The sequence below is a fragment of the Marinobacter maroccanus genome (assembly GCF_002933275.1).
Taxonomy (GTDB): Bacteria; Pseudomonadota; Gammaproteobacteria; order Pseudomonadales; family Oleiphilaceae; genus Marinobacter; species Marinobacter maroccanus.
The window spans coordinates 1-11,479 of sequence record NZ_PSSX01000024.1 but is presented as its reverse complement, the minus strand read 5'-3'; the positions used below and the strand labels follow the sequence as shown (position 1 = coordinate 11,479).

Sequence of the window (11,479 nt, the reverse complement as noted above, 5' to 3'; positions counted from 1 at the left end):
ATGCAAACGAATCTGGTTCAACAATTTGCCAACACCAAGGAAGGCCAGGAAGCCGAGTCCATCCTGCGGGCCTGTGTGCATTGTGGCTTCTGCACCGCAACCTGCCCGACGTATCAGGAGCTGAACGACGAGCGAGACGGCCCACGGGGCCGGATCTACCTGATGAAGATGTTCCTGGAAGGGGCGGAAGTCACCGAGAAAACCCGGGAGCACCTGGACCGCTGCCTGACTTGCCGCAGCTGCGAAACTACTTGCCCTTCCGGGGTTCAGTATGGCCGCCTGGTAGACATCAGCCGTGGTCTGATGGAAAAGGAGATGCCCAGGGAGCCGAAAGACAAGTGGCTGCGCTGGGGCCTGGCCCGGGTGATTCCGAACCGCCAGCTGTTCGGTTTACTGCTGCGCCTGGGGCAGATCTTCCGCCCGGTGTTGCCGGAAAAGCTGCGCACCAAGGTGCCGCCGAGAAAACAGGCCAGCCCATGGCCGGCGGCCAGCCACAGCCGGATTGTGCTGGCACTGGCAGGCTGCGTGCAGCCTTCGGCCACGCCGAACACCAATGCCGCCGCCGCCCGGGTTCTTGACCGTCTTGGAATTACCATGGTGGAAGCGCCCGAGGCCGGCTGCTGTGGCGCCGTGAACTACCATCTTTCCGAGCATGAGAAGGGCCTGGAAAGAATGCGCCAGAACATTGATGCCTGGTGGCCTGCGATCGAAGCGGGCGCGGAAGCGATTGTCATGACGGCTTCTGGCTGCGGTGCCATGGTGCAGGATTACGGTCATCTTCTGAAAGACGATCCGGTCTATGCCGCCAAGGCGCAGAAGGTGAGCGAGCTGTGCACGGATCTCGGCGCCTTCCTGCTGCAACAGGACCTGGAGAAACTCAAGGTTCGCCAGGATCCTGGCAAGGTGGCGTTCCATTGCCCCTGCACCTTGCAGCACGCCATGAAGCAGAATGGTGTGGTGGAACAGGTCCTGACCCGTGCCGGTGTCAATCTCGCGGCAACAAAGGACAAGCACCTCTGCTGTGGGTCCGCAGGCACCTATTCGGTGACCCAGCCGGAGATGAGCCAGAAGCTGCTTGGCAATAAGCTGAAGGCTTTGACCGTTGATAATCCGGAACGCATTGTAACCGCCAACATCGGTTGCCAAATGCACCTGGAGACCAAATCACCGGTGCCGGTTCAGCACTGGATCGAGCTGCTGGATTAGTAAAACTGAAATCGGGGTCGGATGAAGATTTCATCTGACCCCCTTCTCATCTGACCCCAAGTGCGCGGCTTTTTTCGCTATACTGCCCCACCAAGTTACCGAACCACAGGGAGTGGAACCGTATGCCAAGGATGCTGGCTGGTCTCGTTTTGTCTTTTTTTCTCGCTTCAGTGGCCAATGCCGAGGTCTACACCTGGATAGACAGCCGGGGCGTTGCACACTTCTCCGATTACCCGCCGGGCGAAATTCCCCATAAGCAGCTACAGGTACAGGCGCCTGTCACCGTGCCTATGTCTGAGAACCTCAAGCAAGGCAAGCGTGTTTCCGGAATCCGCGAAGACGTTGAAGGCCTGCTTGCCTCGGGCCGTCCGGGCGGCTCCGGAATATCCGCAAAAGAAAAGGCCGATGCCAGGCTTGAGAAAACCTGCGCAACCTACAGGAGTAAACTGGAGCGCATTCAGTCCAAGTTGCGGGCTGGCTATAGTAACGACCGGGGCAATACACTCAGGCAGCAACGCCGAACGCTCAGCCAGAAGCTGAGCCGTGAATGTATCCTGCGTTGATTCAGCCCAATATCAGGCGCGTTTGAAGCTGGCCAGGGCGACCGCAGCGGTGACGAACAGCCCACCAAACACCCGGTTCATCTGTTGCTGGCGGCGGGCGGTGGTCATAAAACGGAACAGCTGGCTGGCGAGCAGGGCGTAGCCCAGCATCACCAGGCAATCAACCAGGATCAGGGTGGCGCCCATGGTGATCAGCTGCGGGCCATGGGGTGCTCCGGCTACCAGAAACTGCGGGAACAGGGCCACCAGAAAGACCGTGGCCTTGGGGTTAGTCAGGTTCACGAACACCGCATTCCAGAACCTTTTGTGGCCGCTAACGGGTTGACGGTCATCGTCCATGGATTCCATCACCGGCTCGCGCCATTTGGAAATGCCCAGCCAGATCAGGTAGGCAACGCCCAGCCACTTGATGACCGACAGGGCGATGTTGGAGGAGGCAATGATGGCGCCCAGCCCGGCACCCACCAGCAGAATCTGGATGCCAAAACCAAGCTGCAGCCCCATGATGGCCGGCAGCGAACGGCGAACACCGTAACGCATGCCATTACTCATGGTATTGATCGCCCCGGCACCCGGGGAAACGCTGATCAGTACGGCCGCAACAAGGAAGGTCAGCCAGGCTGCAAGTGACATAGATTACGCTCCTGAAAAAGCCAAGAGATACACCGTATAGGCCACGAAGGCAAGCAGCAGGGCGCCGCCCTCAAGCCGGTTGATGCGCCCCGGGCCGCGGAAGCCATAGCACATTGCAAACAGAACCAGGGCGAGGGCAGCCATCACCGGGAAGTCACGGGTGAGCACTTCCGGCGCCACCGACATGGGTGCAATCAGTCCCGCAATGCCCACAACGGCCAGGGTGTTGAACAGGTTGGAGCCCAGAATATTGCCGAGGGCTAGGTCGTGCTCACCCTTGCGGGCCGCAATGATGGATGAGGCCAGTTCCGGGAGTGATGTTCCAATGGCCACTATGGTGAGGCCGATGACCAGATCGCTGATGCCGAACATGGTTGCCAGGTCAACGGCGCCCCATACCAGAATGCGGGAGCTCACGATTAGCAGCAGAAGACCGATCACCAGCCACAAGAGCGCCTTGCGCAATGGCATGGCATGGATTTCTTCCGTCATCTCTTGTGCCAGGGCGTCGCCGGGCTGCCGCATACCCTGGTAGATACTCCAGCCGATCAGCAACACAAAAACCAGCATCAGGCCAACTGCATCCATACGGCTCAGGTTACCGTCCCAAAGCTGCCAGCCGGCGAAGGCGGTTACCAGAATCAGAATGGGGAGCTCTTTGCGCATGACCTGTGAATGCACGGCTATCGGAGCCAGCAGTGCCGTGATGCCAAGAATCAGGGCTATGTTGGTGATATTCGAACCGTAAGCATTGCCCAGGGCCAGCCCCGGGTTGCCCTGGGACGCGGCAAGGGCAGAAACCGCCATCTCCGGCGCAGAGGTGCCGAAACCCACCACAACCATACCAATGAGTAGCGGCGGCATTCCGAAATGACTGGCTGTGGTGGCTGAGCCTTCCACAAATTGATTCGCGCTCCACACCAACAGAATCAGGCCCGCGATGATCGCCCCAATGGCCATCAGCATTTCAATCACTCCTTGTCGTCGTTGCCGTCTCGGCAGCGGAAGAATCGATGGTGCCACAGGTGTCTGCAATAAGTATAAATTCCGGGCATTACCCACCTCCGGGAGCTTCTGGATAGATTTTGATGCCTTGTCATCTACACTGAGTTGTAGCATTCGATGGATTGAATGGAGTTAATCGAAGTTTATAGCTCTCAAGGAGTCGCCCGGGTGTATGACTTGGGTCAATCATCCGGTTTGGGCATAGGTGTTATGTTGAAAATACATTCAATGCGAAGGGAGAGAGGACCATGGCAAAAGGGACTCCAAGCATCGTAGTCGCTTGTGACGGATCAGAGCATTCGTCGCACGCAGCGAAAATGGCAGCTGAGCTTGCTAAAGCTACCGGCCAACCACTTAAACTGCTCGCTGTATTCCCGGGCACCAGGGTCGAGAGACTGATCGTGAGTGGTGTCTTGCAGAGCGACATTGATGAAGAAGCCAACGAGTACGGGCGCAAGGCATTTGATGCCGCAAAACAGGCTGTAAGCGGACTTGTCGAGCCTGCTGGAGAAGTTCTGCTGAAGGGGGATCCCGCCAAGGAAATCGTCGAATATCTCGACGAAAATCCGGGCGCCCACCTGTTTCTGGGGCGGCGCGGCGACTCAATGCTGAGAAGCCTCACTCTTGGTAGCGTCAGTGAAAAGGTCGTCAGGCACGCCCACCGGCCGGTGACGGTTATAAGTGAGTGAACGGCAAAGCCCGCATCAAGCGGGCTTTTTATTTGACCATCGCTCCCTCCATGATTCGCCACAATTCATGCGAAAAACAACCGAGATAGCTCCGGGTCCACGCCTTTATGCTGACTGAGTGACTTCAACGAAACGGGGTGGCTATGAAGACTACAGAGCTGATCGAGAAATGGCTTGATAAGTGTGACCTGGCGAGACTGGCTCAGGAGCGCTACGAAGAGGATCCGAGCCCCACCAATTACACGGAACTGAAAAGAGCCATGTGTGAACGACGACTGATGGAAGAGCGCATTGATCCCGGGGCTGCTCTCCAGACACCGAAAAGCCCTTATAGACTGTGTCCCGGCGGCCGACAGTTACGACTGTGACAACCACTTTTCCATCGTCTACCTCATACACCAGGCGAAAGCCTTGCGATCTGAGTTTGATCTTGTAGAAGTCCGAAGATCCCTTTAACTGGTGTTTTGGAATCCTGGGATTCTCCAGACACTACTTCAAATAAACCAAAAAGGTTTCAAAGTAAGGGCTTGTAGAACTCCTGGGGCCCTCGGATATCCAGCTCACTATACTGTATGCTCACGTTTCATCAGGGCACCTGGTGGACGTTATAGGAAAAGCGCCGATACTCATTAACGAATCAATAGCATGGATGTCTGAATGAAGGATCTAGATCAGCATAAGAAGATTGCGGTACTGATTGATGCGGATAATGCTCAGCTCTCAAAACTTCCGCTCATCCTCGAGGAACTGTCGTCTCACGGTCACGTTGTCACCAAGCGCGCGTACGGCGACTGGTCCATCGATTCGTTAAAGAACTGGAAGACCGTGCTGAATGAGCTGGCAATCCAGCCGGTCCAGCAATTTGCCTACACCAAGGGTAAGAATTCCACTGACGCCTCAATGATTATTGACGCGATGGACCTGCTCTACTCAGAGAAGTTTGACGCGTTCGCACTTGTTTCCAGTGACAGTGACTTTACCAAACTTGCCTCTCGACTTCGTGAAGATGAGATCTACGTATTTGGTTTTGGTGAACACAAGACGCCGACCTCATTCCGGAATGCCTGTGACGATTTCCTTCTTACTGAGAACCTTGCTGTCGATGAGGTTGAGGATGCGTCCGGAAAGCCCAGTTCTGCTAAGCCTGAGAAGCCAGCCAAGCCGTCAAAACAACAAGAAGAAGTTCCTGAGATCGTGAGGCTGCTGAGGCGTGCATACGATCATGTCCAGGATGATCAGGGATGGGCTCATCTGGGTGGTGCTGCATCTTTCCTGAAACGAGCAAAATCTGATTTTGACCCTCGGACTTATGGCGCCAAAAAGTTCTCAGACTTGTTTGCGGATTTGGGTGACTACTTTGAGCTGAGGAAGCAATCTGCGACTTCTGGAATCAAAGCCTATCGCCCAATTAGAGAGGGAAAGAAATAAGCATGGATGCTAGTAGGTGGCCACCAGAAACAACAAAACCCGCACAAGGCGGGTTTTGTCTGAATTCTTAATGGTGCCCGGAGGCGGAATCGAACCACCGACACGGGGATTTTCAATCCTTGCGGCACCTGCTCAATAAACCACATGGCTGCACAATCAGGCAGTTACTGAAGTTCAGGCCCACACACCACCACTGAAAAGCGCAATTAGGTGGACACTCTGAGGACATCCATCTTGTTGTAACACTCCAAAAAGTCACGGAAAGCTTCTTAATCGTTTTTCAGGCCGAGTGGGTAAAAAGGAAGAGCTTTGGTAGGGCTGAGGAGCGGCTCATCGGGCTGTCTTTTGTGGAACAAAGATAGAGCTAAATATCGCGTTCAATTCTCTCAGAGATAGATGTATTCCGCTCGCTAACACGACCCTTTGCATGCTTTATGATGCAAGTTGTGTGTCGAGATAATAAACACTTTCCAGGGGCAGCTCTGCTTTGAGGATGTAGATAGATGAGTAAATTATAGATTTTCGATAAGAACTATTTGGCTGGCTTGTTTTATGCAAAAAAATCCCTTGATGCTCGCGATTGGGCAGAAATAGGGAGAGCGACATGAAACAGCATGACATGAAAAAGAAAGGAAGTCTGAATCTGGCTAAAAGTATCGTTCTAGGTGGTAGCTTGATGGTGGCCTTTACAGGTGCAGCTAATGCGGGGGCCATTCTTAGCGCTGTTGGTGGAACCATTAACAGTAGTGGCCCCGGGTTTGGTTCCCTTCAGGATACGTTTGATCAGTCGGGACTTCTGAGTGGTTATACCAGTGGTGTAACGGATTTCGACACATACATAGGCACAAACCCATTACATACATCCACCTTCGCCAGCAATGAGTGGTTTAGTAACTCAGGCTCCAATACGGCGAGCGTAACCTATGACTTGGGGGCTGTTTACAGCATAGATGCATTGGCGCTCTGGAATGAAGAGGCTGCAGGGATTGGTCTACTGGATCTTTATGGTTCCTCGGACGGTGTAAACTTTTCGCTGCTCTCAGGGGGGCTGACTCCGACCGATCATCCCACTCATCCATACGACTATAGTGCTGATGTTTTCGGCATCGGGGCTGCGCTCCTCCAGTATGTCAGACTGGATATGAGTCGATGCCCGCAGCAACCCGGTGATTTCGATTCCTGTGCAATAGGTGAGGTGGCATTCCGTCAGGCTACACAAGTTCCAGAGCCCGGAACGTTAGCTTTACTGGCGCTTGGCCTCGGCGGACTGGTGACCGTTAGGCGACGTAAAGATAAGGAGCAATAGTCTATTTGCAACTATACCTGTAAAGAGAGTCCCTTGAATGGGGCTCTCTCTTAGCTGATATTTCGAATCTGCGGGAATTGAGCCTGATGCCGCAAACTTTCAAGGCGCCACACAAAAGCACAAGGTCTGGATGCTTCGTTGGCACCTTTCCCAGCCGCCTTTCTAACGGGTCCAGTTCTCAATTGCCACGCCTGGGTAACGGGTAAAGTCATCCTCGTTGTTGGTAACCAGAACCGCGCCCAGAGCGACCGCATGACTCGCTATCAGTTTGTCCAGTGCGTCCTTGCGGCGTTGATCCTGGGGAATGCCGGCCCTCAGACGGCCATAGGCAATCGCTGCATCGTCATCGAAAGGTGCAACTACCAGATCTGCCCGTAGGCGCTCCAAGGCCTTCTTGTTCTGCTCCCGGTTCTCTGGCTTGCATTCAATACCATACTGTAGCTCTGCCAAGGTAATGGCAGAGATAGCTACATCGCCATAGAAGCACTGTTCAAACCGCTCTTTTGCCCCTGGAACTTCATGCTTCATAAGGTAAATACAGATATTCGTGTCCAGCAGGTACTTCATAGCCCATCACGCTCCTGGTCTTCCTCGCCTTCCCGATCTTCCATGAAATCAGCTGAAAAGCCGTGGAACTTGTCGGCGAGCCCAGTCAACCGACGTGCTGGCCGAATACGGATTTCGTCGCCGACACGTTCGACCGTTAGTTCTACATCGGTGCGGTCGTAGGCCATATCTGCTGGAATGCGCACAGCCCAGGAGTTGCCGGACTTGAAGATTCTTGTGGTTGCCATGTTGCCACCTCTGCGATTATCTTTACCAATGTATATACAGTATATACAAACTGTTTGGAAGTGTGAACTGCCTAATGAGGTAGGAGAGCCATTAGGGACTCAATTTAGCAGGGGATTATGAGAGCCTTGGGGCGGGTTTTCGTAGTACCACAGAAAACCACAATAGTCAGAAAAACAGACAGTTATCGAAGTTCAGATCCACAGACCACCACACAAAACCGCTTCCCTGTTGTCACTTCGTTGACACACCAATGCCGTTGAATAGTGATCTGTCGGCGTATATACTTTGTATATACAAAAGGCTTGAGGAATACGATGGCGCTGAAATGTTCATCTGCGGTGAAGCAGAAACTGGCCGAAAAGCACGGTGTCAGCCTGGAAGAGGTTCAGCAGTGTTTTGCGAACCGTGAAGGTGGCCTACTGGAAGATACCAGGGAGGACCATAAGACAGATCCTCCTACCCAGTGGTTCATTGCAGAAACTGACTACGGTCGCCGCCTGAAGGTGGTTTTCATCCTCAAGAATGGCGACATACTGCTGAAAACTTCCTATGGTCCGAACCCAAAAGAAGAAGCTATCTATACCAAGTACGCATTTTAATTGAGACAAGTCGCAGAGAAAGAAACATGAGAACGACAGCGACGGGGAGCACGCATCATGGGAAAGAAAATTGTAGGTACCCCGGAAGCCTGGGATGACGGTTCCCTGGGCCGGGAAGAAGAGTTCGTTCGCGTTTCAAAGAACGTAGATGACGCCGCATTGAACGAAGCCGCGGGGCTGCAGCCGATTTCTATTCGACTGCAGAAGTCATTGATTGAAGACTTCAAGATGATCGCGGAGATCAACGGTATCGGTTATCAGCCTCTGATTCGCCAGGTGCTTAAGCGCTTTGCCGATTCAGAAAAACGACGCATCTTGCGTGAGAAATCGGCTGATATGCGGTCCCTGGACGACGACGAGCACCATGATCCTGATAACGGCGAAGGGAAAAGGGCCTACGGTTAATCTTGCCGAGCTTTGAAATAGGTTGTCCTTTCGCGCCTTTGAGTTAACCCCTCAGAGGCGCCAATGGGAATGCGGTAATTGAACCCGATGCTGCTACTTTATTTTTATTGTTTTTTTCTCGAGTTTTTTATTATCTGAGAGATATTGAATAGATAGTCAAAGGATATTTCAGGTGGGCTGCTTACCCTTATCCGAGTTGGCCCTGGTCTTGATTTCCAATCTTGCTTTATTTGGGGATATTTCTTCGATTGGATTCCGCCATCTTTTAAGCGGAAAAATTCGTTTAGTTGTATATAAAGGGCCTCAAAGTTAGTCCATTTCGTGTTTTTCATATTCCCTCTAATGAAAGATGCAACCTGGTCATACGAGTAACTTTTTTTGCTTAAGTTTGTGCAAAAATCAGCAATGGTATTTATTGAATGTTTGCTTGGGCAGGGGCTCAATACTGGCTTTTTGAATCTTTGCTCTTCTGGCATTGAGAAATGCTCTTTGTAAATTCGCTCCTTTGTCTGGGCGTATGAAAATAGTATATCTTCTAACTCAATTTCCCCAAGATAGCCAAGCTCAGATATCCTGTTAAAATCGGCTACAAATTCCTCCATTAATTCATCGCTGTAGATGGAGTTTCCAGCGATGTGCTCAATCATAAAAAGAACGTAATCATCATCTTCTATATTCCATGTATTGGAGGAGTAGGCAATTATATAAGGTAAAAATATATCTAGGTGGACAAAGTATGAGAGCTTCTTCCTGCTTAAGTAGTGCCGGAACAGTTCCCGAAATTCTTGAAGCTCAGTTTTTATTCTCGAGCAAACTGCTACGCTTTCTATTGATAATAGTTGGCGGTTGGCTGCCGATATTTTTTGTGCACAAAGGTCCCATTTCTTTATCGTGTTTTCTGGATCCTCTCCTGAAAAACTCATCGGCTCGATGCCATAAAGTATTTCTAGCGCAGAGTTTGCCAAGTCCATGAATTGATTGAAGTGTTCGTAATCATTTTCTTTTTGTTTTTGCTTTTCATTTTGGCGATAAGACAGAATAGCGGCTATTCCAAGAAATCCTGTTAATATAACTAAAGACCAATCTGAAACTGATGAGGAAGCCAAATCTTTTGTAACTATAAAAGGTAAGCAGAAAAATATAACTGCTATAAAAAGAACAATATACAAGATATGGATTGTTTCGTTTTCAGCATCTTTCTTCGCATTTTCCCATAAGTCGTTCGACTTTGGTGGAAGCAAGTATGACTCCGGGCTGACGTCCGGATCGGGTCTATTCGTTGCTCTATACACATCATACGCGGTGTTAGGAGTAATTAATCCTCCTGAGACTCTAACTATTCTATCCGAAGCCATTGTTTTTCCATGTAATTAGGATTTCCTTTTTGTCTCTCAAGCACTAACGGAGTCAAGATAAAAAGCTCCAGCCTGAAGCCGCCACCACACACTACGACGGCCAGCCCTTTTGTTCTTGTCGTTCCCCTCGTCGGTCTCCATACCAGGAACTGGCGATTCTTGCCGCCAGGCTGAAACCTATCCTGCTTTCAGGCTGTTTTCTCTCCTAGCGATTTCTGTTTGCGGATCAATCTGGCCGCATGACTCGTCAGTTTTGTCAGTCATGAGCCATAGCGTGTACTTCGGCCACTTTCTGCAGATCTCTTCCAAGAGATCTCCTTTCGGCACTTGCCCAGTCTGCTCGATCCGGGTGAGCGTGCCTTTGTTCACACCCAAAAGATCACAGAACTCCTGACGCCCTGACGTCTCCGCCTCTCTTATTGCTCTAATTTTTCTGGCTAAGTCCATTGACAGTACACAAAAATGAATATACCTTTAGATATGTATACACAAAAACGTGTATACCCGAATATGGGTGCACCCATTAATGCGCACCAAACAGTGAAAATCAGTGTAGCAGAGTGCAAAACAGTGGACGAGCAAAAGCAAATCATTCTGATCGCAACCCCCGTCATGACCCAGGACCGTTACGCCCAGCTCACGGGCTTAACGGAAGGGCAGGTCAGGGGCCAGATCGAAAAAGGACATCTGCCTTCACTCAAAATCGGCCGGGTGCGCATGGTCAACATTGCCGCCCTGTCTCAGCAGGCCCTGGACCAGGAGGACTGGCAATGAAGCCCCTGAATCGAGTCGGCAGAAAAGCCCAGACCATCATCCGTGTGGCTAACGAGAAGGGCCGCACCCTTTCTTGCACCTTCTACTTCTTCAACGGTTCCGAATTCGTCGCGTCCTCTGACCGCCTGGGCCCGGCTCGAATGGTCAGACCTGGAACCGTTGCGGTCAGCAAATCAGGCCGCCAGTGGTTGGCCGTTGGCGGTGATCACACCAACGGTGCAGCCGGCTGGCGCTTCGTGTCTTCCCAGGTCGATCAACCCCCGGTTGGTGGCGACGTCGTCCGGTTCATCGACAACCCCAGGGCCCTGAAGATCCGCGCCAACCTCGATGCCTACCTGAACTACTACCAGAGCGTGAAAGGTGTTCTTCCTCGCTCTGTGGTACTGCGTCGCGAACAACTGAAAGCCTGCGGGGCATCCCCAGGACAGTTCTATAAAGGTGTCTGCCTGGAGGCCTACGCATGAGATACCACCGCCACGACATCAGCAAAGCCATCAACGCGGCCAGTTTTGCCTTCCAGGGCCCTCGTCCGTCCTCTGCGCTCACTGCCCAGGTCCTGGAAGGCCTTTTTGACAATCTCCTGCACCAGTTAAGCCACCTGCAGGAAGTCCGCACCGACTACCCGTGCGACTACATGGCCCGCTGCAAAGCCGGCTTCACCGACGCCCTGATCCACGAACTGGAAGCCAGCGGCCATCACAGCCCGGCCTTTGACCGCCTT

General features: G+C 52.2%; 17 protein-coding genes. 11 read left to right on the top strand and 6 right to left on the bottom strand.

Going from position 1 to position 11,479, the window contains the following annotated elements; translation table 11 throughout:
* On the top strand, positions 1–1,206 hold the full coding sequence (gene glcF / locus KEHDKFFH_RS18280; RefSeq protein WP_104323230.1) for a glycolate oxidase subunit GlcF: 1,206 nt from the start codon (positions 1–3) through the stop codon (positions 1,204–1,206).
* Positions 1,207–1,328: 122 nt separating this feature from the next.
* Positions 1,329–1,769: a DUF4124 domain-containing protein gene (locus tag KEHDKFFH_RS18275; protein ID WP_104323229.1), complete on the top strand. Its 441-nt coding sequence runs from the start codon at positions 1,329–1,331 to the stop codon at positions 1,767–1,769.
* 12 nt (positions 1,770–1,781) lie between these two features.
* On the opposite strand, the gene rhtB is transcribed toward KEHDKFFH_RS18275, so the two are convergent.
* Both rhtB and KEHDKFFH_RS18265 read right to left on the bottom strand, forming a co-directional pair.
* Positions 1,782–2,402 (bottom strand): homoserine/homoserine lactone efflux protein, encoded by a 621-nt coding sequence (gene rhtB / locus KEHDKFFH_RS18270; protein WP_104323228.1) that lies wholly within the window; start codon positions 2,400–2,402, stop codon positions 1,782–1,784.
* 3 nt (positions 2,403–2,405) lie between these two features.
* Positions 2,406–3,368, bottom strand: coding sequence for a calcium/sodium antiporter (locus KEHDKFFH_RS18265; protein WP_104323227.1), 963 nt, complete (start codon positions 3,366–3,368; stop codon positions 2,406–2,408).
* Positions 3,369–3,655: 287 nt separating this feature from the next.
* On the opposite strand from KEHDKFFH_RS18265, the gene KEHDKFFH_RS18260 reads away from it, so the two are divergent.
* From KEHDKFFH_RS18260 to KEHDKFFH_RS18245, 4 genes are all read left to right on the top strand, one after another.
* Positions 3,656–4,096 carry a universal stress protein gene (locus KEHDKFFH_RS18260; RefSeq protein ID WP_104323226.1) on the top strand — a complete coding sequence of 147 codons (441 nt, stop codon included), beginning with the start codon at positions 3,656–3,658 and terminating at the stop codon, positions 4,094–4,096.
* 143 nt (positions 4,097–4,239) lie between these two features.
* Positions 4,240–4,464: a hypothetical protein gene (locus KEHDKFFH_RS20095; protein ID WP_146084240.1), complete on the top strand. Its 225-nt coding sequence runs from the start codon at positions 4,240–4,242 to the stop codon at positions 4,462–4,464.
* 289 nt (positions 4,465–4,753) lie between these two features.
* Positions 4,754–5,524, top strand: a complete 771-nt coding sequence (locus tag KEHDKFFH_RS18250) for an NYN domain-containing protein (protein ID WP_104323225.1) — start codon at positions 4,754–4,756, stop codon at positions 5,522–5,524.
* Positions 5,525–6,128: 604 nt separating this feature from the next.
* The gene (locus KEHDKFFH_RS18245) at positions 6,129–6,830 is read left to right on the top strand and encodes a PEP-CTERM sorting domain-containing protein (protein WP_198412820.1); all 702 of its coding nucleotides are present in this window, start codon (positions 6,129–6,131) and stop codon (positions 6,828–6,830) included.
* Between the two features lie 162 nt (positions 6,831–6,992).
* On the opposite strand, the gene KEHDKFFH_RS18240 is transcribed toward KEHDKFFH_RS18245, so the two are convergent.
* The gene (locus KEHDKFFH_RS18240; RefSeq protein WP_104323224.1) at positions 6,993–7,397 is read right to left on the bottom strand and encodes a type II toxin-antitoxin system VapC family toxin; all 405 of its coding nucleotides are present in this window, start codon (positions 7,395–7,397) and stop codon (positions 6,993–6,995) included.
* Complete coding sequence (vapB, locus tag KEHDKFFH_RS18235) at positions 7,394–7,624, bottom strand: type II toxin-antitoxin system VapB family antitoxin (RefSeq protein ID WP_104323223.1); 231 nt, start codon at positions 7,622–7,624, stop codon at positions 7,394–7,396. Before vapB ends, KEHDKFFH_RS18240 begins: the two co-directional genes overlap by 4 nt.
* A 315-nt stretch (positions 7,625–7,939) precedes the next feature.
* On the opposite strand from vapB, the gene KEHDKFFH_RS18230 reads away from it, so the two are divergent.
* Together KEHDKFFH_RS18230 and KEHDKFFH_RS18225 are read left to right on the top strand one after the other, a co-directional pair.
* Complete coding sequence (locus tag KEHDKFFH_RS18230) at positions 7,940–8,224, top strand: BrnT family toxin (protein ID WP_104323222.1); 285 nt, start codon at positions 7,940–7,942, stop codon at positions 8,222–8,224.
* A gap of 57 nt (positions 8,225–8,281) precedes the next feature.
* A complete protein-coding gene (locus tag KEHDKFFH_RS18225; RefSeq protein ID WP_104323221.1) occupies positions 8,282–8,629 on the top strand; it encodes a hypothetical protein in 348 nt (115 codons plus the stop codon).
* Positions 8,630–8,733: 104 nt separating this feature from the next.
* On the opposite strand, the gene KEHDKFFH_RS18220 is transcribed toward KEHDKFFH_RS18225, so the two are convergent.
* Positions 8,734–9,984 carry a hypothetical protein gene (locus tag KEHDKFFH_RS18220; protein ID WP_146084239.1) on the bottom strand — a complete coding sequence of 417 codons (1,251 nt, stop codon included), beginning with the start codon at positions 9,982–9,984 and terminating at the stop codon, positions 8,734–8,736.
* 177 nt (positions 9,985–10,161) lie between these two features.
* A complete protein-coding gene (locus KEHDKFFH_RS20600) occupies positions 10,162–10,431 on the bottom strand; it encodes a helix-turn-helix domain-containing protein (RefSeq protein ID WP_104323219.1) in 270 nt (89 codons plus the stop codon).
* Between the two features lie 123 nt (positions 10,432–10,554).
* Here KEHDKFFH_RS20600 and KEHDKFFH_RS18210 point away from each other — a divergent pair, with 123 nt between their 5' ends.
* From KEHDKFFH_RS18210 to KEHDKFFH_RS18200, 3 genes are all read left to right on the top strand, one after another.
* The gene (locus KEHDKFFH_RS18210) at positions 10,555–10,758 is read left to right on the top strand and encodes a hypothetical protein (RefSeq protein ID WP_041646358.1); all 204 of its coding nucleotides are present in this window, start codon (positions 10,555–10,557) and stop codon (positions 10,756–10,758) included.
* A complete protein-coding gene (locus KEHDKFFH_RS18205; protein WP_104323218.1) occupies positions 10,755–11,222 on the top strand; it encodes a hypothetical protein in 468 nt (155 codons plus the stop codon). Before KEHDKFFH_RS18210 ends, KEHDKFFH_RS18205 begins: the two co-directional genes overlap by 4 nt.
* Positions 11,219–11,479 (top strand): hypothetical protein (locus tag KEHDKFFH_RS18200; protein ID WP_146084238.1); only part of this gene is annotated, 261 nt, incomplete at its 3' end. The genes KEHDKFFH_RS18205 and KEHDKFFH_RS18200, both read left to right, overlap by 4 nt.